The following is a 23,408-nucleotide window of genomic DNA, read 5'->3' as shown; positions in this document are numbered from 1 at the left end:
CGCTTCAGCGCGCACCGAGCAAGGGCGATACCAGGCCAATTTCGGCGCAGATGTCGCGCACCAGTTCGGCCTGGTTGAGCGTGTAGAAGTGGAAGTGCTTTACGCCCGCGCGCAACAACGCCTGGCACTGGGCGATGGCTATTTCGAGTGCGGCCTGCTGCCGTCCTTGCGGATCATGATCGACTCCATCGAAGCGAGCCCTGACTGCATCCGGAATCCGCGCGCCGCAAGCCGCCGCCATCGTGGCGGTCCTGGCGAGATTCCGGATGGGGAGAATGCCGGGCACGATCGGCACATTGATGCCAGCGCGCGTGGCGCGGTCGATGAAGCGCTTGTAGCAATCGACATCGAAGAAGAATTGCGTGATGGCGCGGGTAGCGCCGGCATCCACCTTGCGTTTCAGGTGATCGAGGTCAGCCTGGGCGCTCGGTGCCTGCGGATGCACCTCCGGGTAGGCGGCAACGCTGATATCGAAGGGATGCTGGCGCGCCAGCCCCGCCACCAACGCGTCGGCGTAAGGATAGCCGCCTTCGGTCGGATGATAGCCGGCAGCGATCCCCGCCTTCGGATCGCCGCGCAGGGCGACGAGGCGATGGATGCCGGCCTGCCAATAGGAATCCGCGATGGCGTCGATCTCGTCACGGGTCGCGTCGACGCAGGTGAGATGGGCCGCGGCCGGCACGCCGCAGCGATTCTGAATCTCGACCACGAGTTCGCGTGTCTGGTCGCGGGTGGAGCCGCCGGCACCATATGTGACCGAGATGAAGCGCGGCGCCAGTGCCGCAAGATCCGCAGCAGCCCCCCAGAAACCCGGCAGCAGATCGGCCTGGCGCGGGGGAAAGAATTCGAAGCTCACGGCAAGATCGCGGGCGCGGCCCGGACGATCGGTACGGTCGACAGGGCCGCTGGGATAAACCGGCATCTGGCCCTCGATCATATTCATCCTGCCGCCTCCCTCTTGCGTGGGCCACCGGGTCTGTTGGGTGACTGGGCAAGGAGAATAACAGAAACGAGATATAAGTATATCTTTATGTTACTTGAACAAATGTATCATTCTTCGAACTTAAATCATTTATTACAATCAGTTAGGCTTATGGACCGCGAAGATGGTCACGGGCAGGGCCGCGCGCCAGGCGTCGAAATCGCCCAGCGGCTTGGCCTGCGAGACGGCGATGCGCGTGAGGTCGCCGCCGAATTTCTCCTGCCAGGCGATGAGCAAAACCTCGCTCTGCACCGTCACCGCATTGGCGACGAGGCGGCCGCCAGGCTTGAGGACAGCCCAGCAGGTCTCCAACAGGCCGGGTTCGGTCACACCACCGCCGATGAAGATCGCATCCGGTTGCGGCAGCTTGCCGAGGGCCGCGGGCGCCGCACCGGCCACGAGGTCAAGCCCGGGGACACCCAGCGCGTCGGCATTGGCGCGGATGAGCTGCTGGCGGCCCGCATTCGCCTCGATCGCGATGGCACGGCAGGTGGGATGCGCGCGCATCCATTCGATGCCGATGGAGCCGCAGCCGGCGCCGACATCCCACAGCAATTCGCCGGGGCAAGGCGCCAGGCGCGCCAGGGTCACGGCGCGGACGTCACGCTTGGTGAGCTGGCCGTCATTCTGGAAGGCATCATCGGGAAGGCCTGCGAGGATCGACAGCGGCCTGGCCTCAGGTCCGGCGACGCAATCGACGGCGAGCAGGTTGAGCGCCGCCGTCTCGCCCTCTTGCCAGCGCGACGCAATGCCGTCGCGGCGGCGTTCTTTTGCACCACCCAGATGCTCGAACACGGTGATACGGCTAGGACCGAAGCCGCGCTGGGTCAGCAATCCGGCGACATGGGCAGCGGAGAATCCATCCTCGCTGAGGACGAGCAGGCGCGCCTTGTCGTGGAGCGCGCGATTGAGCAATGCCAGCGGGCGGCCATGGATGGTGATGACCTCCACCTCCTGCAGCGCCCAGCCCATGCGGGCCGCCGCGAGCGACACCGACGAAGGCGCCGGCAACACGCGCATCTCGTCGGGCCCCAACTGTCGGCTGAGGCTGGCGCCCATGCCGTAGAACATCGGATCGCCGCTGGCGAGGATGACGACAGGCTGACCCCGGAGCGCCAGAACCTGGTCGAAGGCTTCGGCAAACGGCGTCGGCCAGGCACGCCGCTCGGCCTTGTGATCCGCCGGCAGCAAGGCGAGGTGCCGCTTGCCGCCGAAGACGATGCGCGCCCCGCTGAGCGCCGCCCGCGCCGAGGCGCCCAGTCCATCCAAGCCGTTTTCGCCGATGCCGACCACGGTGAGCCAGGCTGCCATGCTGTCTATCTCTTTGGAATAAGGGCCGGTTCGCCGTTTCCAATACGGCATGGTGGGGCCGGCGGCAAGCGCGGGTGCGACCACAAAGCGCCGGAGAATCCGCTTTCGCGCCCGTTCCTGCTCCTATAGAACGGGGCCCATCACCGGTGCCCCTTTGGGGGCCTAAGAGGGAACATGGAGGCAAGCGGGTCCGCCCCCTGCCAGCCATGGCTGCCCCCGCAACTGTGCGCGGCGAGCCTTTCGCAATCGGCCACTGGACCCTTGGTCCGGGAAGGCGGCGACGGGCGAGGACCCGCGAAGCCAGGAGACCTGCCGGTGATATGGGGTTGCGGCTGGATGCATCGGTCGGGGCGTATCGATGCCGTGGCGGGGAGTTGGATCTCCTTGCCCATTCGTCGCAACGGTTATTGCCGGTGCCATCTTGAATTCGAGCGATCGCCGCTTTGCCTGTCCGGGCCTGTTCCGCATCGTGCCGTCGCTCGATGGCGGCATCTGCCGCATCAAGCTGCCGCGCGGGCGGCTGTCGGCGGGTCAGGCGCGCGCCCTTGCGGGTCTTGCGGCGCGCCACGGCCATCCGGAAATCGAAGCCACCAACCGCGCCAATGTGCAGATCCGCGGCGTTCATGCCGGCGAGGAGGAGGCACTGATCGCCGCCCTCGTCGAAGCGGGCCTGGCCCCCAAGAGCAGCGGCGCCGACGACGTGCGCAACGTGATGGTGAGCCCGCTTTGCGGTCTCGATCCGGAGGCGCTCTTCGACGTCAGCGATCTTGCCGACCGCGTGCTGGCGCGCCTCGAAGCGGAACCCCGCTATCATACCCTGTCGCCCAAATTCTCGATCGAGATCGATGGCGGCGAGAGTGTCGCCATGATCCAGCACCCCAACGATATCTGGTTCTCGGCCATCAATGGCAACAGCTTTGCCTTCGGATTCTCCGGGGTCCCCGGCGAGACGCCGGCCGGTGCCGTCGCTGCGGCCGATGTCGAGGCCGCGCTGTTCGCCCTGCTCGACCAGTTCATCGCCATGATCGGCACGCGCAACGCCAAGGGCGACAAGATCACGCGCATGCGCCATCTGCTGGTCGACCGGCGGCCGGCGGAAATGGCGGCCGCCCTGCCCTGCAAGGTCCACGCCATCGGCGATTGGCGGCGCGAGGAGCCGATGGCGCTCGGCCATCTCGGCGCTAGGCGACAGATTGGCGGACGTTTCGCCCTGGGCGGTGTGCCACCGCTGGGGCGCATCGGACCGGCGATGATGCGGGGCCTCGCCGATCTTGCCGCGCATGTCGCCGGCGGCGAGATCCGCATGACCCCGTGGCAGAGCGTGCTGCTGCCCAACATCGACGAAAGCGCGCTGCCCGAAGCACAGGAGCGGCTGGAGGAATTGGGCTTCGTCACACGGCCCGACCGGACCCTGGCCGCCACAATCACCTGCGCCGGCAGCGCTGGCTGCAAATCGGGCCATACCGACACCAAGGCCGATGCGCTGGCGCTGGCAAATGCCATCGACGGCTGGGGTACCCTCATCTTCGGCATCCATCTGACCGGCTGCGCCAAATCCTGTGCGGCCCCGCGTCCGGCCCCCTTCACCCTGCTGGGCCTCAATCCCGGCCATTACGACCTTTTCGTGGCCGATAAGGCGACGGGAGGCGACGGGGGAATGGCGGGATTTGGCGAGCGGATCGGCCATGATCTCACTATCGAACAGGCAGCCCAGCTGCTGATGCAAAGAAAGCCCACGGCATGATCAATTACGAGCGCGATGGCCAGGAAATCTATCGCCAGTCCTTTTCCATCATCCGTGCCGAAGCGGATCTGCGCGGCATTCCGGCCGATCTTGAAAAGCTCGCCGTGCGCGTGGCGCATGCGTCCGGCATGGTCGACGTCATCCAGGATCTGCGTTTCTCGGCCGGCGCCGGTGACGCCGGGCGCAAGGCCTTGACCGCGGGTGCTCCGATCCTTGCCGATTGCCGCATGGTGGCCGAAGGCGTGACGCGGGCACGCCTGCCGGCCCGGAACGAGGTCATCTGCACACTCTACGATCCGCGCGTGCCGCAGATGGCGCAGGATATCGGCAACACCCGTTCGGCCGCGGCGCTCGAATTGTGGCGCGACAAGATGGCGGGCAGCGTCGTTGCCATCGGCAATGCGCCGACGGTGTTGTTCCGTCTCCTCGAAATGCTCGACGAGGGCGCGCCGAAACCGGCACTGATCCTGGGCTTCCCCGTGGGCTTCGTCGGTGCCGCGGAATCGAAGGACATGCTTGCCGAAGACAGCCGCGGCGTGCCTTTCGTCATCGTGCGCGGCCGTCGCGGCGGCAGCGCCATGGCGGCTGCCGCCGTCAATGCCCTTGCCACGGAGAAAGAATGATGTCCCACACCAACGCAAATGGAGCGGGACGTCTGTTCGGCCTTGGCGTCGGTCCGGGCGATCCTGAACTGATGACAGTGAAGGCCGTGCGCCTGTTGAGCCAATCGCCCGTCATCGCCTATCTGGCAGCGAAGGGAAAGAAGGGCAACGCGTTCACCATCATCGAATCCTATGTGAAGCCGGGTCAGACAATGCTGCCGCTGATCTATCCGGTGACGACAGAGAAACTGCCGGCGCATCTCAGCTATGAAACATTGGTCAGCGATTTCTACGACCAGTCGGCTGAAGAAGTGGCGGCACACCTCTCGGCCGGGCGCGACGTCGCGGTGATTTGTGAAGGCGATCCGTTCTTCTATGGCTCGTTCATGTATCTCCATGACCGGCTGGCCACGCGCTTCGAGACCGAAGTGGTGCCAGGTGTCTGCTCGGTGCTAGCGGCTGCCTCGGTGCTGGGCGCCCCGCTCGTCTATCGCAACCAGAGCCTCGGCATCCTCTCCGGTGTGCTGCCGGAAGAGGAGCTGAAGCGCCGGCTTGCCGACATGGACGCGGCGGCGATCATGAAGCTCGGCACCAATTTCGAGAAGGTGCGCAAGGTGGTTACGGAACTAGGTCTTGCCGACCGCGCGCTTTATGTCGAGCGCGCCACGATGCAGAACCAGAAGATCGTCCCACTGCTGGAGGTCGATCCGAAGAGTGCGCCTTATTTCTCGATCGTCATCGTGCCCGGCAAGAAGTGGCAGTCCTGATGCCCGGCAAGGCCGCCATCGTCATACTGGGAGCTGCTTCGCTGCCGACCGCGCGTCGCATCCAGGCGGCTCTGCCGGAGGCGGAGGTCTATGGCCTTGCGAGCCGGGTGAGCGATGCCGACATTGCCTTCGATGAATTCGGCGAGACCTTGCGCGGCCTCTATGAGGCCGACCGGCCGATCGTGGCTTTGTGCGCCGCCGGCATCGTCATTCGCTCGCTGGCGCCCTTGCTGCAGAACAAGCGCGCCGAGCCGCCGGTTCTTGCGGTGGCCGAGGATGGCAGCGCCGTCGTGCCGCTGCTCGGCGGCCTGAGCGGCGTCAATGTGCTGGCGCGCGAAATCGGCGCGGCGCTGGGGACCAGCCCCGCCATCACGACCACCGGCGAAATCCGCTTCGGCACCTGCCTGATCAATCCACCGGCGGGCTATATCCTGCGCAATCCGGGCGACGGCAAGACGTTCATTTCCAATCTGCTGGCCGGCGCCAAGATGCGGGTCGAGGGCGAGGCGCCGTGGTTTGCCGATGCAAAGCTGCCGATCGATCCCGCAGGCATGCTCACCGCGCGCGTGACGCATCAGGAGGTGGCACCGGCCGCCGATGAGCTGTTATTCCATCCCCGCTCGATCGTCGTCGGCATCGGTCGCGCCGAGGCCGGCCTTGCCGACAAGATCCGGGCGGCGCTGGCACAAGCCCAGCTTTCGGTGCATTCGCTGACCCTGCTGCTGGCGCGTGAACGGGACTTCGCCGAGGCGGGTATCGCCGCCGCCGCGGCCGAGCTTGGTGTCCCGCTACGCTTTGCAGCAATGGATACGGCAGAGCAATTGGCGCTGGCCGCTGTGCCGGAGCCGATCCTGTCGCTCACCATTGAGCAGCTGGCCATCGCCGTGGCGGCGGTGCCCGAGGATGTGATCGAGGTTGGGCGCAAGCGCGGGCGCCTCGCCGTCGTCGGACTTGGGCCGGGTGAGGCGGCGATGATGGTGCCGGCCGTGCGCCGCGAGATCGACCAGGCCGAGGACATCCTCGGCTACGAAACCTATGTGAAAATGGCCGGTCCCTTACGGCCCGAACAGATTGCGCACGCGACCGACAATCGCGAGGAATTGCTGCGCGCGCGCCACGCCTTCGAACTGGCCGCCAGCGGCCGGTCGGTGGTCGTGGTCTCATCCGGCGATCCCGGGGTCTTTGCCATGGCGGCCGCCGTGCTGGAAGCACTCGATGACAGCGACAAGCCGGAATGGCACGGGGTCGAACTGGTGATGCTGCCGGGCGTATCCGCTGCCATGGCCGCCGCATCGCGTATCGGCGCGCCGCTGGGTCATGATTTCTGCATCATCTCTCTGTCCGACAATCTGAAGCCTTGGCCGGTCATTCTCGACCGCCTCGCGCATGCCGCCGAGGGCGATTTTGCCATGGCTTTCTATAATCCGATTTCCAAAGCACGCCCCTGGCAATTGGGCGAGGCGCTCGATCTGCTGCGCCGCTACCGCTTGCCGGAGACGCCGGTGGTTTTGGGACGCGATGTCGGCAGGCCAGCGGAACGCGTCACCAATGTGACGCTCGGCGAATTGACGCCGGAGATGGTCGACATGCGCACCGTGGTGATTGTCGGCTCGTCGATGACCCGCACCATCAAGCGGCCGGATGGCAGCGCGTGGGTCTATACGCCGCGCTGGTATGGCGAGAAGCCGACGCCGAAAGGCGATTAGAGCCCCCGCACCCAATCGAGAGCGGCAGCGATATTCGCCACTCGCAGTGTATCGGGACGCGGCGGGCGACGCTGCATGACAACCGTGATGCTGAGCTCGCGCGCGGCCTGCAGCTTGGCATCGGTCGCACTGCCGCCGCTATTTTTACAGACGAGATGATCGATCCGATGCGCTTGCAGCAGGTCGCGTTCCTCCTCCAGTTTGAAGGGACCGCGCGCCAGCACAAGTTCGGCCTGGGCGAATTTCATGCCCGCATCCGGCGGCTCGACCGAGCGGATGACGAAGGCGATATCGGCGAGCTGCGCAAAGGGTGCCAGTTCCTGCCGGCCAAGCGCCAGGAAGACGCGCCGGGCCGAGCGACGCAACGCCTCGACCGCCTGCGCCCAATCGTCCACCTCGATCCACCGATCGCCCGGCTGCGCCACCCAGGCCGGTCGCTCATAACGCAGCAGCGGGACCTTGGCCACCGCTGCCGCTTCCGCTGCATTCCAGCCCATGCGGCGAGCGAAGGGATGTGTCGCGTCGATGACGGCCGCGATCCTGTTGTCATTGAGATACGCGGCGAGGCCCGCAGCCCCGCCGAAACAGCCGATGCGCACCTCGCCCGGCGGCAGTTTCGGATTGGCGACGCGCCCGGCCAGAGACGAGATAACATGAATATGCGGAATTTCCCGCAGCGCTTCGGCGAGCGCGATGCCCTCGCCGGTGCCGCCGAGGACAAGAATTTTCTTGATGTCGCTCATCTTGAAACAATCAGCCTCCGCCTGCGCGGAAGATGACAATTTTCCAGGGCGGAAGAAAGGAGATTGTACCGCGCGTTCAAGGTTTCACGTGAAACAGGATCGCGTCGCCGTTCCCGGCATAGAGTTCCAGCTCCTCGCCGGTCCGGCTGAAGCCGATGACGCGGCCGAGAAGATCCAGATAGGCCTGCTCCTGCACCATCAAGGCGTCCGGTGAACAGAACATCCTGGTCGAAACGGCCTGCTCGAAAGTGAGCGCCGTATCGTCCAGGCGATAGGCGGCACCATAGCTGTTACAGCCGGCCTTACCGCCGGAACGGCCATCGGCATCGAATTTCAAGATGATCTCCGACCCGGCCAGGACCGGTGCCGTAGCGATGCTGTCGACGACCCAGACCGGGCCGATGAGCGACGGTTCGGCCTCCTTGCCGGCACAGCCCCCAACCCACATCGCCAGAACCGCCACCAGGGGAATCATTCCGCGCATGACAGCCTCACCCCATTTACCTGTGACGTATAGAGGATACGGGCTCAGACGCATGGCGTCGAGCCGGCCCAATATTGCCGCTATACCCGACTTTCTGTCGACTTGCCCCCTGCTGATGCCTTTGCCACCGGACAACGGAACAAAAGGCAAGATTGCACTGTTGAGACGGCATCCAACCAATTTTGGCAACCAATTCAGGAGACGACAAATGCAGTCTGCGACAGAGAACCGCCAGGAGACCTTGAAGAAAGACGAGACCGGAGGCCTGATCTCGGCCGACAAGGTCCAGGGCACCGACATCTACAACCGCCGCGGCGACAATCTGGGCGAGGTCGAAAGCGTCATGATCGACAAGCGGAGCGGCAAGGTCGCCTATGCCGTCGTGACTTTCGGCGGTTTCCTCGGCATCGGGTCGGAGCGCCGGGCGCTGCCCTGGAACGTGCTGACCTACAATACCGATCTCGGCGGCTATGTGGTCAATGCCGAGGATGATGTGCTGCGGCAGACGCCGGTCTATGCCGACAATAACAATATCGATCCGGAATGGGGCAGCCGCCTGCATGGCCATTTCGGCGTGCCGCCCTATTGGCAGTAAGTATTCTGGCAATGGGCCGCCCGCTGGGTCGCACCAGCGGGCGGTAAGGCGGCCGAAAACCGAACAGGGAAAATCAGTGACGGTGCGGATCGAATAGGACAGGAGGGTTGGTCATGACACAGACGATCGGCTTCTATCTGGCGAGTGCTGCGGCTTCGGCCTACGTGTTGTTCCTTTTCGGCACGCATTGGCCCGTCTAAACTCGATCAGGAGATGCACGTCTTAGATCATGATGTACCGCGTCAAGATCAACGGCCATGGCCGTGTCGAAGGCGAGCGCTGGTTTGCGCGCCAGGTTGAAGGCCAATATGGCGATTTTGCCCGCGAGCCCGTGCCGGTCGAACTGCGGAGGCTGTTGGAATTGCTCAGCGGCGCTTCAGAACGCCCTTCGTCGTAAACGTCTGCACGCCGTGCTTGCGACCCAAGCGCCGCCCTTCACCGCCGCTTAGTCCCGTCCCCGCCGGCTGCCAGTTCGGCACCAATTGGTGCTTGCCGGGACCGATGAGGTCGGCCCGCCCCATGTTCTTCAGGGCCTCACGCAGCAAAGGCCAGTTTTCTGCGTCGTGATAGCGCAGGAACGCCTTGTGCAGGCGGCGCTGCTTCAGGCCCTTCACGGTCTCCACCGGCTCCGAAGCGCCATGGCGGATTGGCCGCAACGGGTTAAAGCCGGAATGATACATGGCGGTCGACAGCGCCATCGGTGACGGCAGGAAAGTCTGCACCTGGTCGGCGCGGTATTTGTTGCGCTTCAGCCAGAGGGCCAGATTCATCATGTCCTCATCCGTTGTTCCCGGATGAGCTGCGATGAAATAGGGGATGAGGAAGTATTCCTTCTTCGCTTCCTTGGCGGCCTTGTCGAACAGTTCCTTGAACTTGTCGTAAGCACCGATGCCGGGTTTCATCATCTTGGAGAGCGGGCCGGCTTCGGTATGCTCCGGCGCGATCTTCAGATAGCCGCCGACATGGTGCGCGACCAGTTCCTTGATATAGGCCGGGCTCTTCACGGCGAGGTCATAGCGCACGCCGGAAGCGACCATGACCTTCTTGATGCCGGGAAGGTCGCGCGACTTCCGATAGAGCTGAATCAGCGAATCATGGCTGGTGTTGAGATTGGGGCAGATGTCTGGAAAGACACAGGAGGGCTTGCGGCACAATTCCTCCGTGCGCTTGTCCTTGCAGGCCATGCGATACATGTTGGCGGTAGGGCCCCCAATATCGGAGATGATGCCGGTGAAGCCCTTGGTCTTGTCGCGGATCTGCTCGATTTCCTTGAGGATCGAGCCTTCCGAGCGGTTCTGGATGATGCGGCCCTCATGCTCGGTGATCGAGCAGAAGGAACAGCCGCCGAAACAGCCGCGCATGATGGTGACCGAAAAGCGGATCATGTCCCAGGCGGCGATCTTCGCATCCCCATAGGAAGGGTGCGGTGCGCGCGCATAGGGCAGTTCAAAGACCGCATCCATTTCCGGCGTCGTTAGCGGGATGGGCGGCGGACTGACCCAGAGTTCCCGGTTGCCGTGGCGCTGCACCAGCGCGCGGGCGTTGCCCGGATTGCTTTCCCGGTGCAGCACGCGCGAGGCGCGGGCATAGGCCTCCGGATCCTTCTCGACCTGCTCGAAGGACGGCAGGCGCACGACCGTATCGCCTTCAAGACGCCTGGCGCCTTCGGCTGCGTCGTCGAGATCGTTGGCCGGCGCTTCGACCCAACCGTCAGGCACGCGGTCCTTCATGACGGCGACACCACGCAGGTCCGCGAGGTCTGCCGGCTTGTCGCCCTTGGCGATGCGGTGGGTCACTTCGACAACGGCCCGCTCGGCATTGCCGTAGAGCAGGATATCGCCCTTGGCGTCGACCAGGATCGACCGGCGCACTTTGTCCGACCAGTAATCGTAATGGGCAATGCGCCGGAGCGAGCTTTCAATACCACCGAGGACGATCGGCACATCCTTATAGGCTTCGCGGCAGCGATGCGAATAGACGATGACGGCGCGATCGGGGCGCTTGCCGCCCTCGTCATTGGGCGTATAGCTGTCGTTGTGGCGCAGACGTCGGTCGGCGGTGTAGCGGTTGACCATGGAATCCATGTTACCGCCGGTGACGCCGAAATAGAGATTGGGCCGGCCCAGCGCCTTGAAGGGCTCGGCGCTCTGCCAGTCGGGCTGCGAAAGAATGCCGACGCGGAACCCCTGCGCTTCCAGCAGGCGGCCAATCACCGCCATGCCGAAACTGGGGTGATCGATATAAGCATCGCCCGTCACCAGGATGACGTCGCACGAATCCCAGCCAAGTTCGTCCATCTCGGCGCGTGTCATCGGCAGGAAGGGCGCCGTACCGAAACGGTGCGCCCAATACTTCCGATGCGAAAATAGCTGCTTCGCGGGTTCCATGCTCATTCCATCTCGCGGCACATTTCGGCACTTGGCGGGAGAGCGACCATCCCCGCACCGTGCCAAGCCGCTTCATTTTACCGGAAATCTGCCCCAGGGGCGCCGCCCTATCGGGAGCGTCTTTCCACCACTGTTCGCGGGCCGCCGCTCTCTATCATCTCTGCCACGGAAAGGTCAATAATTCAGCGGCTTGGCGCCTGATCGCAGAGCCGCCTTGCTGCCCGAACACCCACAATGGATCTGTGGCGAATACCTCTAGCTATCTGAAATTATTCCTCTTTTGACGAACCGCTAGATACCTAGGTTTCTCTATTAGCAATATTCGCTCACCTACATATTTTCTAACATCCCCGTTTGCTTGGCGAATGCGGATGAAATCCGCCTCTCGGCAAATAATCGCTCAGTATTTCAACAGCATTGGCGAGGGAGATTTTGAACGGAGGATTGGAAGACGTTCTTGCCTTCATGCCGGAGGCCGTGGTCGCCATCGATGCCAGCCAGACCATCATCTATTTCAACGCCAGCGCCGAGCGGGCATTTGGCTATACCGCCGCAGATATCGTCGGGCAGCGGCTCGATCTTCTCATTCCCCGCTCCTTCCGTGCCCAGCATCGCCAAATGGTCGACAATTTCGCCCGTTCGAATTCGCGCGCCCTGGTCATGCATCAGCGACGGCAGATCCTGGCACAGCGCGCCGATGGCTCTTCCTTCCCGGCCGAAGCGACGATCGTGCGTGGCCACTGGGAGGGCCAAAAGGCCACTTTTGCCATCATGCGCGATGTCACCGAACAGCGGCTGCGCGAAGAAGCCCTGGCCGCCTCGGAGAAGAAATACCGCGCCATCCTGGAGGGATCGCCAGAGCCGATCCTTATCGCCGATCCCGAGACGGGCAGGTTGACGGAGGTAAACGCCGCCGCCGCCGACCTGTTCGGCTGCACCGTCGAGGATCTGATCGGCATGCACCAGGCCGATCTCCATCCCGAAGAAATGCAGGACAAATTCCGACAGACCTTCCGCGAGCATATCGAAATAGGACGCGTGGTCGTACCGGACGGCGTCATCAAGCGGGCCAATGGCGAGCATGCCATGGTCGAAATCTCAGCCTCGCCCATCTCCTATAACGGCAAGCAGAGGCTGGTCGGCTTCTTCCGCGACATGACGGCGAGGACGCGCCAGCAGAGCGAGTTGCGCCGCGCCCTGACCGAAGCGACCAGCGCGGTCGAGGCCAAGCGCATGTTCCTGGCAAACATGAGCCATGAACTGCGCACCCCGCTCAACGGCATCATCGGCTTTGCCGATCTGATCCTGCACGAAATCCACGGCCCGCATGCGCATCCGAGCTACCGGGAATATGGCGAAGTCATCAAGCAGAGCGGGCATCATCTCCTTGAAATCGTCAACGACGTCCTTGACCTGTCGCGCATCGAAGCCGGCAAATATCGGCTGGACAAGGAATTCGTCGTCCTCGCCGACGTGGTGAACGAGGTTTACACCATGCTCTCGACATTGGTTCTTGAGGCAGAACTGGGGGTCGCCATCGATGTCGGCGCCAACATCCGCCTCTTTGCCGATCGGCGGGCGGTGAAGCAGATGCTGGTCAATCTCCTCTCCAACGCAATCAAATTTTCCCATCAATTCGGCCAGATCCAGATTTCCGCAACGGTTGACGAAGACGGCCAGGTGACGGTCAGCGTCGCCGACAGCGGCATCGGGATTGCAGGCGAACGCCTGAGGTCGATCGTCGAGCCGTTCGCCAGCGACAATGTCTATGCCAAGGGGAAGGGCGGCGCCGGTATCGGCCTCTCAATCACCAAGCGCCTGATCGACCTCCATGATGGCGAGCTTCGGGTCGTGAGCGAACCCGGCAAGGGCTCCATCTTCTCATTGGCCTTTCCCCCGCCGGAACCGGCGTTGCCGCAGGCCAAAACAGGCTGACCACAGCCGGGACCGGTCGAGATGGCATAAATTGCCTTTTGCATCGTTCTATCTATGTCCCTCTACCAGGGCGCAGGGTGTAGACGATGACGGCAAATCGATCGGGACGACGGCGGAAGCTCGAATTGGAACGGGCGGAGGAAGACTCTGCGATCGACACAGATGCATTCAGTAATTCCGTCAGCCTGAAGCTGCAGGACCTTATTCCCGACCGCACGGGATCGGTGGTCATTCAGACCGATGGCGCCCCGCTTGTCATGATTCTTGAAGATTTCGGCCAAATTCGCGCACGCGGCATTGCGCCGGAAGGCACGCAATCCCAGCACACCGATGTCTCTGGCTTCGACTATGTCGCCTTCGGGACTGGCGTCATTCTCTATTTCGCGGCAGATGAAGTGCGCCTGGTGCTGCGGCGGGGCGGACAGGACCTCGCCCCGCGGCGCGAGTTGCCCCGTTCCGTCAGCTATCTGGTCGAACGGGAATTGGCCGAGCCGCGGCATGGTCACGGCCGGTCACACTAGACCGCGTCACCCCGGCGCCTTTGCCTCAACAGCGTCTCAGTTCAGCAGGTCGACGGCCGCGACGGTCAGGATGTCCATGATGACATTGGTCGCCCGGCGCACCAGCATGACCTTGTCGTCGGCTACCATGTAGCGATAGGCGGGGTCCAGTCGCGGCAGGCGCGACAACAGATCCGGCGGCAGGTCGCGCCCTTCAAGACCCGGCGGCAAGTGACCGTTGCGCACCAGCTGCTTGGCCAGCCCAGGCGGCAATTCACCCCGCTTGGCCAGGCCCGGCGGGAAATCCTTGCCGTTCGCGTTTCCGTTGCCCTTGTTCTTGTGCTTGTTCTTGTTGCCGCCCTGCGCATGCTCCCAGTCATCGAGATGGCGCTGATAGTAGTCGCGCATGATGCGCCGCTCGACTTCCCCGATGATGATGTCACCCACGCCCGGCTCTGTGCCGACCGGCGGATTGGCGCCTGGTTCGGGAGCATTGTCGGCACGCGCATGAGGCGCCGATATGGCAAGCGTGGTCCCAACAATCAGCAGGGCGACTGTGACGCGCATTCTCTACCTCAAGGTCTCTCTACCCGGTTCGACATAGTTGGTTCCCAAAGAGCACCGGCACAACTCGCATTCACGTGATCTGATAAGGACGCCGCGCTGCAGGCGAACCTACAGCGCGGCGATCAATGCGGTCCGGTCCTTGGGGCGTTACCGGCCGCACCTACTGACCTCATGCGGACTCTGGATTTAGTCCGCTCTCCCGATACTCATCAGCTTGCGCTGATCAGTTTGCTCAGACCACGGTCACATCCTTGTCGACATACAAGGTGACCGAATGCGAGCCGTTAATGTCGCTGAACGTTCCCGTATATTGGGTGAAGGTGACGCCGCCCGTAATCGGGGTCACGTCGCCGCCCGCCACCCAGGTCGCGGTGCCGACATTGCTGCCCGACAGATTGTCGAGATCGACGGAATCCCCCTTCGACCCGATCACATAGAGCGTATCGGTCTCGGAGAAATTCAGCACGTCGCTGGCGTTCAACAGGATCTTGGTACCCAGCGCATTGCTTCCCGACTGGGTCGTCCCGCTGATGACGGCCTCTTCGGTGATAAGAATGCCTTCCATCCCGTCGATATGCGCGCCCCGCAAGTCGACAGTTGCGTCCGAAGCCTGGTCCGGGAAGAAGTCGATGTTAGCCTTGTTGCCGACCGTGGAATTGTAGAGCGCACCCTGATCGACGCGCAGCAAGTCGAACCCATCTCCGCCGTGATAGTAATCGCCCAACGCCGTGTTGCCGGCCGCCGTCTGCAGGCCGCCATTCCAGACGAGGACGTCATTCCCGCCATCGCCGTTGAGGGTGTCATTGCCGACGCCACCGTTGAGTACATCGTCTTCGGCGCCGCCGTTCAGCGTGTCGTTGCCCGACCCGCCATACAGATAGTCCTGGCCGGCATTGTTGGGACTCGGCACCGGCGTATCATTGCCGCTGTCACCATCGGTTGAGTCGTCGACGACGACGGTGCCGCCATCGTTCGGGCTCATCTGGGCATAGACGGCCATCGGTTTGCCGGATGCATCCTCGTGCTCGATCTGGATGTTGCCACCCGACACGTCCAGCGTAACCCCCTCGAGATTGAAGTCGGTCACGATGATCTTGTGGCCCTCCAGCGGGTTCTCGAGCGCCACGTTGAAGTCCTTGCTCGGATCGATATTGAAGCCGGAATCCGCGAGGACGGCGCCCTGCTGCCCCTGCGTATCGCGCACAACAACCTGAGCGTAGGCGTTGAGCGGATTGCCATCCTGAACAAAGGTCAGGATCATCGCCTGATCGCCCTGCTGCGGGCTTGGCGTGTTGGTCACCAGCGCACCATTGAGGATGCGGGCCGAAACGACCGGCACCGAGGCCGAGGTGATGGCCGTGTTGTTGGCAATGGTCAATTCATTGCCGCTGCTATTGCCGTTCGGTCCGGCGATCGTCGCTTCTTCCAGCGTCTTCGCATCGACGGTGAACTGCGCATTTGACGCGACAGCTGCCGTGTTCACGATATTGACGTTGAAATCCACGCTGGATGTATTGTCGGCGACACCGAAAGTGACGGTCCAGCCGGCGCCGGAAGAACCGGTGACGCTGATAACGCTGATGCCAGCCGGCAGCCCGGCCCAGGTCGATCCGTTCCAATCGGTGAGATTGAAGCCGGCCGGCACCTTGAAGACGAGGCTATGGGTTTCGGACGCATCTGTTGCGTCGCCAAAGGTCGCCTTGATGTTAACGACGCCGACCTCGCCGACACTGAACAAGCCGTTCGCACCGGCGTCAGTCACGGTAATTGTGACCGCTGTCGGCTTGTCGGCGACGCCGTCGCGATTGATGGTCAGTTGACCATTGACCGTGTCGGTAAGCCCGCCATTCGGATCCTGAATTGTCGCCGAGATATTCAGCGACAGATCACCGTCCGCATTGTCAGCCGGCGGTAGAATTTTCAGGTTCGCCAATGCATGGAGCGTAATGTCGATCACGAAGTTGGTACCGTTGCCGGTTCCCAGCAAAGTATTGCCGTCATAGATCTTCCAGCCAGTCGGCAGGTTCTGCAGGGTGAGGCTGGTCACCACTTCATTGTCACCCGGCGTGAATGCGACGCCGAGTGCCGATGTCGCGGTCGTCAGGTCACCGGTATTCTGGTTCTGCATCCCGTCTTCATAGACCCAGGTCGAGCCGGTGATGCTGCCCTGCGCTTGGTCGGCCACATTGAAGCTCAATACCGCCGTCGTCCGGTCGCCATCACCATCCTCGATCGTGTAGGTGAAGTAATCGGTGCCCGAGACGTTCGCCTTCGCCGTGTAGGTGTAGGTACCATCGGCCTGGAGGACCAACGTACCCAGCGCCGAGACGATCGACGCATTGATGCCGGTGCTCGACTGCGTGCTGCCGTTGCCGGCAATGACACCAATGACGCCGCCACCCGAACCGGCCTTGGCCCCGTCCGCGCCGAACAGATCGTTGGCGAGCACACCGCTTGCCGGGTTAATGACGTTGATCGACGACCCCGTATTGACCGAACCACCGAAGTCGTTGCTGGCAATCGGGGCATCATCGACGATATCGATGCTGATGGTGCCGTTGGAATGGTCGCCGTCGCTATCGGTGACGACAATCTTGAAGTCGTCCTTCACCGTGCCGCCGGAATGATCAACATTGTCCAACAGCTTGTAGGTATAGCTCATGGTGCCGGCTGCGCTGTTGAACGCCGTCACCTCGAGGTCGCCATATTTGCCATGGATGATTTGGCCGATGGCCGTGATCGTCACGGCATTGCCGTCCTTATCTTCGACGGTGAGTGAACCGAATCCGTCGGGCGTACTGAAGTTCAGTGTACCAGTAGCTTTTTCCGACGTGTCGTCGTCATCGCTGCCATTGCCATCGGCCGCCTCGCCGGTACCGGCCGGTTCAATGATGGCGCTTATCGTGCGGATTGGCAGGCCCTTTTCATCGACATTGTTGTCGTTGGTGCCACTCGGATCGAGGTCGAGATCCGTTCCTTCATCATAGATGTTGATGGTCAGGGTCGCTGTCTTGGTGTCGTTGTCACCATCCTTCAGAGTGTAGGTGAACTTGTCATCATCGATCAGCGGATCGCCGTCGAAGCGGGTGTAGGTGTAGTAGCCGTCCGCATAGATCGTCAACGTGCCGAATTCGCCGTCTATGATGAAGCCGGCACCGTGGACCTGGTCACTCGTCGCCGCCGGGGCATTGCCCGGCATTTCAACCGAGGCGATGGCCGAGACCCGCGCGTTGTCCGCGCCGGGCGTGTCGGCGCCGCTGGCCGGGTCGGAGGTGCCAACGCCGGTAATGACGTTGCCATCCGTCGTCAACAGATTGCCGACGCTGTCAAAATCGCTCCGGGCGATCGGCTCATCGTCGATGATATCGATGCTGATCGTGCCATTGGAGTGATCGCCGTCGACATCGGTCACGACCACGGCAAAGGCATCCTTCACCGCACCACCGGAATGATCAACATTGTCCAGCAGCTTGTAGGCGTAGCTCATGGTGCCGGCCGCGCTGTCGAAGGCCGTGACCTCGAGGTCGCCATATTTGCCATGGATGATCTGGCCGATGGCCGTGATCGTCACGGCATTGCCGTCCTTGTCCTCGATGGTCAGGGAACCGAAGCCGTCCGGCGTATTGAAGCTCAGCTGACCATCCGCTTTCTCGGATGTGTCGTCGTCATCATTGCCGTTTCCATCCGCCGCTTCGCCGGTACCAGCCGGTTCGACGATTGCGTTGATTGTCCGGATCGGCAGACCTTTTTCATCGACGTCGTTGTCGTTCTCGCCGTCCGGATCGGTGTCGAGCTCCGTTCCTTGATCGTAGATGTTGATGGTCAGCACAGCCGTGGTGGCGTCGCCATCTCCATCCGTCAGCGTGTAGGTGAACTTGTCATCCTCGATCAGCGGTTCGCCGTCGAATCGGGTGTAGGTGTAGTACCCGTCCGCATAGATCGTCAGCGTGCCGAATTCGCCATCGATCACGAAGCCGGCGCCGTGAACCTGATCGGTCGCCGCCGCCGGAGAATTACCCGGAAGCTCCACCGACGCGATTCCGGTAACCGAGCCATTGTCTGCGCCGAGCAAGTCGGACCCATTCGCCGGATCCTGGGTGCCGACGCCAGTGATGACATTGCCGTCCGTCGTCAGCAAGTTCGCGACGCTGTCGTAATCGGCTCGCGCAACCGCCATATCGTCATCGACGATGATATGGATGTCGGCCGAGACATGATCGCCGTCCTTGTCGGTGGCGATCACCGGAATATAGATGTTGAGATTGTCCTCAAAGGCGGTCTCGAAGGCCTCGGTCGTGTCATCATCATGGTCCGGGTGATACAGACCTTCGTTGAGCTGGAAGAGGAAATAGCCGGGAATTGGGCTGAGCTGTAGTTCGACGGTGAACACCGGATTGACCTGACCATCGATCACGCCCTCGACATGCTGAGCATCGATGACGTGCCAGATGATCGTCTTGCCGTCTGAGGTCTTGAGGCCGGTATCGGCACCATCGACCACGCCGAACTTGAACGAGTCGCTGGCAGCCGGGCCATCGGCGCCGAAGTTGACAGACACGAAGCCTTCAACCCGGGCCGTATCCTGCAGCCCGTTGGGGTTCACATCGTCGTCCCCAGGTGCGTCATCGCCATTGCCCTGGTACTTGACAAACGGGCCGTTGAGGTCGTCTTCGTCGATCAGATTCCCCTGATACATCCCCTCCGGATCATCAAAGTTCGCGTAGAGCACCTTGATGTCAAACGGCCCGTCATCCTCAAAATTGAAAGCCAGGCCGATATCGGCCGGAACGCTGGCCGTGTCATCGTCGTTGTCGGTGATGGTCGCCGTCAGGGTGATGAGATCGGCCGCCGACAAATGCGGCGGCGTGGCGGCTTCATCAGGGTCTGCCGGATCGTCGTGCTGTACGGCGCGGGCTTGATCGAACGTCACATTTCCGCTGGCATCGACGGTCACGGTGAAGACGATGTCGCCACTGGCGGCATCGATCGCATCCGTGCCTTCACGGCCGACCACTTTGCCGCTTTCCAGGAACAGGAACACCTCGTGTCCTGTGGCGATGTCGATCAGACCGCTTTCGACGCCCGGCGCCTTCACGTCCAGAGCATAGGTGATGTCACCTTTCTGCCCATCGGCGCCGGCAAGCCCGCTGAAGAGTCCCGCGAAGGAGGCCGTGTCGTCGTCCGTCAGATCCGTCTCGTCGACGGTCAGGCTCGGTACTGACACGTCGTTGAGGTGGATGCTGGGCCCGTCATCCTTGAACTTGAAAGCGGAGCCGATATTGGCGGGAACGCTGGCGGTGTCATCGTCGTTGTCGGTGATGGTGGCCGTCAGGGTGATGAGATCGCTCGACGACAGCGTCGCCGGCGAGACCAATTCGTCCGGATCATTCGGATCGTCGTGCTGCACAGCGCGCTGCTGGTCCAGCGTCACATCGCCATTGGTGGCGACCGTCACGGTGAAGACGATATCCCCGTTTTCGGCATCTGTTGCGTCCGTCCCTTCACGGCCGACCACGACGCCGCTTTCCAGGAACAGATAGACCTTGTTGCCCGTCGCGATATCGACGAGCCCGCTCTCCGCACCCTTCGACTTCACGTCCAGGACATAGGCGATGTCGCCCTTCTGGCCGTCGGCACCGGCCGACGCACCGAAAAGGCCGGCAAAGGAATCCGTTACGTCCACGTTCAGATATGTCTCGTCGACGATCAGGTCCGGCGTCGCGACATCGTTGAGATGGATGGTCGGCGTGTCGTCATCGACATCGACGATCATCGAACCGTTGGCGGCGTCGCCGTCCTCGTCGGTGACCTGGTAGTTGATGACGAACTGGGTGTTGTTCTCGTCGTCGCCTTCCGGGTGGCTGATGGCGGCCAGCTGCGTAACAGCATAGGAGCCGTCGGCGGCATTGGTGAGCTCGATCTTCAGGACCGGCGTGCCGTTCTGCGAGATGATCAGTGTCAAGCCATCCGGCGAGACATCTTGCGTGAAGCCGCCCGAGACCGGCAGGGTTGCGGCCGTCAGCAAAGTGGTTCCGGCCCCATCGGCGCCGTAGCTGTGGCCGAATGTGCCCGTCACGTTGACCGCATCGTCGTCATCGCCGGTGCCGCCCGCATTGCCGCCCAGCGCATCGTCATCCAACTGCACGGCATTGTTCTCGCTCACGATCGGCGAGTCATCATCGATATCGACGACCATCGAGCCGTTCGCGGTGTCGCCGTCCTTGTCGGTGACCTGGTAATTCACCGTAAACTGAACATTGTTTTCGTCCAGGCCCGCCGGGTGGCTGATGGCGGCGAGCTGAGTCACCGTATAGGCGCCGTCGGTCGTGTTGCTGAGCTCGATCTTCAGGACCGGCGTGCCGTTCTGCGAGATGGTCAGCGTCATGCCGTCCGACGAGAGATCCTGGGTAAAGCCGCCGACACCCGGCAGCGTCGCCGACGTTAACAGCAGCGATCCGGCGCCATCGGCGCCGAAACTGTGCGCCAGGGTCCCGGTCACATGCGCGGCATCCACGTCGTCATCCGTGCCGCCCGGATTGCCGTCGGTGAGCGCATCGTCGTCGAGGCGCACGGTACAATTCCACGACGTTACCGGCGTATCATCGTCGACATCGATGGAGAGAGAGCCACTCACCGGATCGCCATCGCCATCGATCACTTCATAGCTGATGGCAAACTGGACATTGTTCTCGTCGGCACCCGTCTCGTGCTCGATCGGCGCCAGCTGCGTCACCGTGTAGATGCCGTCGGTGCCGTTGCTGAGCTCGATCTTCAGGACCGGCGTGCCGTTCTGCGAAATGGTCAGCGTAAGCCCATCCAGCGAGACTGATTGCGTGAAGCCGCCAACAACCGGCAGCGTCGCTGACGTCAGCAGCAGCGTGCCAGCGCCATCGGCGCCGTAGCTGTGCGCCAGGGTCCCGGTCACATGCGCGGCATCCACGTCATCATCCGTACCGCCCGGATTGCCGTCGGTGAGCGCATCGTCGTCGAGACGGACAGTGCAGTTCCAGCCAGCCACAGGCGTGTCGTCATCGACATCGATCGAGATCGAGCCGCCAACCTTGTCGCAATCGAAATCGTTCGCTTCAAAATTGATGATGAATTGGAGGTTATTTTCGTCGTCACCTTCCGGATGGTCGATCGCTGCCAGCTGTTCGACCGTCAGATAGCCACTGGTCGAATCGTTCAGCGTGATCTTGAGGACGTCGACGCCGTTCTGCTTGATCAGCAGGGTGAGACCATCCAGGCTGAGGCTCGCCGAGAAGCCTTCCGGCAGCGACGGATCGGTCAGCAGGAGCGAGCCCGGTCCATCGGCACCATAATGGACGCCGAGATAGCCGGACAGATTGTAGTTGGCCGTGCTGTCATCGTCGCCGGTACCGCCCGGATTGCCGCCCTTGAGGTCGTCATCGTCGAGATAGAGCGCCGGATGCAGCAGGCTGGATGATTCGTCGAGGTTCTCGTTGTCGATGACCGGAATGTCATCGCGCACGCCAAAGGTGATCTGGCCGCCCGCGGTCGAGCCGCTGTTGTCGATCGCCTGGAAGAAGACGGGAACGAGCAGATTGGTTTCATCCGCGTCGACGCCGACGGGCAGCGGGTGGTCGACATTGTCGCTGAGGATGAAGAAGATGTCGAAGGTCGTGCCGGGACCGGTCGGGTTCGGATAGCTGTCGCCGATGGCCACGGTGAAGACGAGAATGTAGCACTCGCCGTCGAAGATATAGCCCTGGATATGCGTATCGTCGACCTGCTGGTATTGCAGATCGAACCCGCCGCTCTTCAGGCCTAGAGCGGTGAGTTGGGTCAGCGTGTCGGCATTGAAGACCAGGGTTCCTGGCGCATCGGCGCCGAAATCGACCGTCGCGGTGCCATTGAACACCAGCGGTTCCCGATCGAAATCGGCGGGCGCTGAGTCGCTGCCATTCGGGTCGTAGCCGATGATGGCATCGCCGAACGGCGTCCCCGATTTCGTATCCTCGCCGTCATAGTCAGCATCGTCATGGTGATCGTTGCCGTAGACCGGGTTCCAGCAGAACTGGTTGATGATGTCCTGGACCAGCGCCTGCGGACCATCGATCGCCGCCAATGAATCGTTGAACTGACCGCCATCGAGGACATTGCCGTAATTGGACGTCAAATCGTCTTCGTTGACGATGCCGCCCACCGTCTCGATGACGATCGGAACCGGGTCGACTTCGGTGGGATCGTCTTCGATCAGTTCGACAAAATCGCGCTGGATGAGGTTGTAGTTGAGCGCGGTGGGGTCGAGCCCGCCAATCGCGGTAAGGCCGCCGATGCCGGCCGCCGGATCGAAGGGGGAGAAAAGGCCGCCATTGTTGTCGACACCGGCGCCGGCATCGCCCGCCCCGGGACCGGCTGCCGTCTGGATGTCGAGGTTGGGATCGGTCGAGGCAAGAACCGCGGCGACGTCGACAGCCTTGCCGTCGCTGCCGATCAGGTTTACGTCGGCCTGGCCCGTCGCATCGGCATAGCCGACCAGAATGACCGTGATGTTGCCGACCTTGACCGCGAGGTTGCCGTTATCGCCCAGGCGCGCCACCAAGCCATCGGCCGGGAACGGCAATTGGATCGTCTCACCCGGCGTGACCTGCACGCGCACCACATCGGCGCCTTGCGGGACCTGGACGATCACCGGTGCGGCGGCCGATTGGGTGACATGGCCCTGCTCGACATCGTCCTCGCGGATGGTGGCGACGGTGTCGATCGAAAGATTGTTGGTGTCAGTGGCCATGAGACGCTCCCGGGCTCGCGCTGTGGATCAGCGGGTTCAGCTTCGACACACGTCCCCAGGGCTGTTCGAACGAGGCGGCCACCGGATCGTGCACTCACCCGAAAACGGGCGGATGCACCGCGATATTCCGCAAATTTGAGACGAATATCGGCGGCCACTCACATGCTCGTGTGCGGGAAGTGGGTTTTCTCCCCTTGACCCCCATGACCCGTTTGATGGTGTTTGTGAAAGTGATTTCCAGTCGGACGTGTCATCACGCTTTCCGTCCGGTGTATTGTGAAAGCAGTCAGCGCATCGAACCCACCGCGAACCGATCCAGAAACAAATGAA

At 62.4% G+C, this 23,408-nt stretch carries 15 protein-coding genes and 1 riboswitch; of the genes, 8 read left to right on the top strand and 7 right to left on the bottom strand.

The genetic code is table 11. The annotated features are described in order from the left end of the window. Positions 1–4: 4 nt before the first annotated feature. Together metF and cbiE are read right to left on the bottom strand one after the other, a co-directional pair. Positions 5–943 (bottom strand): methylenetetrahydrofolate reductase [NAD(P)H], encoded by a 939-nt coding sequence (gene metF, locus ACE3OA_RS12820; RefSeq protein ID WP_374311219.1) that lies wholly within the window; start codon positions 941–943, stop codon positions 5–7. 138 nt (positions 944–1,081) lie between these two features. Beyond that, positions 1,082–2,293 (bottom strand): precorrin-6y C5,15-methyltransferase (decarboxylating) subunit CbiE, encoded by a 1,212-nt coding sequence (gene cbiE / locus ACE3OA_RS12815; RefSeq protein ID WP_374311217.1) that lies wholly within the window; start codon positions 2,291–2,293, stop codon positions 1,082–1,084. A gap of 127 nt (positions 2,294–2,420) precedes the next feature. Continuing rightward, a riboswitch (cobalamin riboswitch) is annotated at positions 2,421–2,625 on the top strand. Between the two features lie 89 nt (positions 2,626–2,714). On the opposite strand from cbiE, the gene cobG reads away from it, so the two are divergent. The 4 genes from cobG to cobJ are packed head-to-tail and all read left to right on the top strand — an operon-like array spanning position 2,715 to position 7,112. Further along, entirely contained in the window at positions 2,715–4,037 is a 1,323-nt protein-coding gene (gene cobG, locus ACE3OA_RS12810) for a precorrin-3B synthase (RefSeq protein WP_374311215.1), read from the top strand. Next, positions 4,034–4,660 (top strand): precorrin-8X methylmutase, encoded by a 627-nt coding sequence (locus tag ACE3OA_RS12805; RefSeq protein WP_374311213.1) that lies wholly within the window; start codon positions 4,034–4,036, stop codon positions 4,658–4,660. The genes cobG and ACE3OA_RS12805 overlap by 4 nt, the downstream gene beginning before the upstream one ends. After that, on the top strand, positions 4,657–5,406 hold the full coding sequence (locus tag ACE3OA_RS12800; RefSeq protein ID WP_374311211.1) for a precorrin-2 C(20)-methyltransferase: 750 nt from the start codon (positions 4,657–4,659) through the stop codon (positions 5,404–5,406). The genes ACE3OA_RS12805 and ACE3OA_RS12800 overlap by 4 nt, the downstream gene beginning before the upstream one ends. Next, entirely contained in the window at positions 5,406–7,112 is a 1,707-nt protein-coding gene (gene cobJ, locus ACE3OA_RS12795) for a precorrin-3B C(17)-methyltransferase (protein WP_374311209.1), read from the top strand. The genes ACE3OA_RS12800 and cobJ overlap by 1 nt, the downstream gene beginning before the upstream one ends. Here cobJ and ACE3OA_RS12790 read toward each other — a convergent pair. After that, positions 7,109–7,855, bottom strand: a complete 747-nt coding sequence (locus tag ACE3OA_RS12790) for a cobalt-precorrin-6A reductase (RefSeq protein ID WP_374311207.1) — start codon at positions 7,853–7,855, stop codon at positions 7,109–7,111. The two genes, cobJ and ACE3OA_RS12790, sit on opposite strands and share 4 nt — an antisense overlap. A gap of 76 nt (positions 7,856–7,931) precedes the next feature. Next, on the bottom strand, positions 7,932–8,339 hold the full coding sequence (locus tag ACE3OA_RS12785; protein ID WP_374311205.1) for an META domain-containing protein: 408 nt from the start codon (positions 8,337–8,339) through the stop codon (positions 7,932–7,934). 208 nt (positions 8,340–8,547) lie between these two features. Here ACE3OA_RS12785 and ACE3OA_RS12780 point away from each other — a divergent pair, with 208 nt between their 5' ends. Then, positions 8,548–8,934, top strand: a complete 387-nt coding sequence (locus ACE3OA_RS12780) for a PRC-barrel domain-containing protein (RefSeq protein ID WP_374311203.1) — start codon at positions 8,548–8,550, stop codon at positions 8,932–8,934. A 229-nt stretch (positions 8,935–9,163) separates the two neighbouring features. After that, entirely contained in the window at positions 9,164–9,331 is a 168-nt protein-coding gene (locus ACE3OA_RS12775; RefSeq protein WP_374311201.1) for a hypothetical protein, read from the top strand. On the opposite strand, the gene ACE3OA_RS12770 is transcribed toward ACE3OA_RS12775, so the two are convergent. After that, positions 9,300–11,321, bottom strand: coding sequence for a YgiQ family radical SAM protein (locus ACE3OA_RS12770; RefSeq protein WP_374311646.1), 2,022 nt, complete (start codon positions 11,319–11,321; stop codon positions 9,300–9,302). The genes ACE3OA_RS12775 and ACE3OA_RS12770 overlap by 32 nt on opposite strands. A gap of 444 nt (positions 11,322–11,765) precedes the next feature. Here ACE3OA_RS12770 and ACE3OA_RS12765 point away from each other — a divergent pair, with 444 nt between their 5' ends. After that, positions 11,766–13,256, top strand: coding sequence for a PAS domain S-box protein (locus ACE3OA_RS12765; protein ID WP_374311199.1), 1,491 nt, complete (start codon positions 11,766–11,768; stop codon positions 13,254–13,256). A gap of 86 nt (positions 13,257–13,342) precedes the next feature. Continuing rightward, the gene (locus tag ACE3OA_RS12760) at positions 13,343–13,777 is read left to right on the top strand and encodes a hypothetical protein (protein WP_374311197.1); all 435 of its coding nucleotides are present in this window, start codon (positions 13,343–13,345) and stop codon (positions 13,775–13,777) included. A 36-nt stretch (positions 13,778–13,813) separates the two neighbouring features. Here ACE3OA_RS12760 and ACE3OA_RS12755 read toward each other — a convergent pair whose 3' ends face one another. Beyond that, the gene (locus ACE3OA_RS12755; RefSeq protein WP_374311195.1) at positions 13,814–14,323 is read right to left on the bottom strand and encodes a hypothetical protein; all 510 of its coding nucleotides are present in this window, start codon (positions 14,321–14,323) and stop codon (positions 13,814–13,816) included. A 232-nt stretch (positions 14,324–14,555) separates the two neighbouring features. Then, positions 14,556–23,078 (bottom strand): DUF5801 repeats-in-toxin domain-containing protein, encoded by an 8,523-nt coding sequence (locus tag ACE3OA_RS12750; RefSeq protein ID WP_374311193.1) that lies wholly within the window; start codon positions 23,076–23,078, stop codon positions 14,556–14,558. Between the last annotated feature and the right edge of the window lie 330 nt (positions 23,079–23,408).

This window comes from Dongia sp., assembly GCF_041906375.1.
GTDB lineage: Bacteria > Pseudomonadota > Alphaproteobacteria > Dongiales > Dongiaceae > Dongia.
Note: the sequence above shows the minus strand (reverse complement) of the source record. Positions and strands in the feature narration are given on the sequence as shown.

What these genes read in the sequence shown, in the direction of transcription:
- metF (WP_374311219.1), bottom strand. Translation starts at nt 943, where the DNA reads ATGAATATGATCGAGGGCCAGATGCCGGTTTATCCCAGCGGCCCTGTC.
- cbiE (WP_374311217.1), bottom strand. Translation starts at nt 2,293, where the DNA reads ATGGCAGCCTGGCTCACCGTGGTCGGCATCGGCGAAAACGGCTTGGAT.
- ACE3OA_RS12805 (WP_374311213.1), top strand. Translation starts at nt 4,034, where the DNA reads ATGATCAATTACGAGCGCGATGGCCAGGAAATCTATCGCCAGTCCTTT.
- ACE3OA_RS12800 (WP_374311211.1), top strand. Translation starts at nt 4,657, where the DNA reads ATGATGTCCCACACCAACGCAAATGGAGCGGGACGTCTGTTCGGCCTT.
- cobJ (WP_374311209.1), top strand. Translation starts at nt 5,406, where the DNA reads ATGCCCGGCAAGGCCGCCATCGTCATACTGGGAGCTGCTTCGCTGCCG.
- ACE3OA_RS12790 (WP_374311207.1), bottom strand. Translation starts at nt 7,855, where the DNA reads ATGAGCGACATCAAGAAAATTCTTGTCCTCGGCGGCACCGGCGAGGGC.
- ACE3OA_RS12785 (WP_374311205.1), bottom strand. Translation starts at nt 8,339, where the DNA reads ATGCGCGGAATGATTCCCCTGGTGGCGGTTCTGGCGATGTGGGTTGGG.
- ACE3OA_RS12780 (WP_374311203.1), top strand. Translation starts at nt 8,548, where the DNA reads ATGCAGTCTGCGACAGAGAACCGCCAGGAGACCTTGAAGAAAGACGAG.
- ACE3OA_RS12775 (WP_374311201.1), top strand. Translation starts at nt 9,164, where the DNA reads ATGATGTACCGCGTCAAGATCAACGGCCATGGCCGTGTCGAAGGCGAG.
- ACE3OA_RS12770 (WP_374311646.1), bottom strand. Translation starts at nt 11,321, where the DNA reads ATGGAACCCGCGAAGCAGCTATTTTCGCATCGGAAGTATTGGGCGCAC.
- ACE3OA_RS12760 (WP_374311197.1), top strand. Translation starts at nt 13,343, where the DNA reads ATGACGGCAAATCGATCGGGACGACGGCGGAAGCTCGAATTGGAACGG.
- ACE3OA_RS12755 (WP_374311195.1), bottom strand. Translation starts at nt 14,323, where the DNA reads ATGCGCGTCACAGTCGCCCTGCTGATTGTTGGGACCACGCTTGCCATA.
- ACE3OA_RS12750 (WP_374311193.1), bottom strand. Translation starts at nt 23,078, where the DNA reads ATGGCCACTGACACCAACAATCTTTCGATCGACACCGTCGCCACCATC.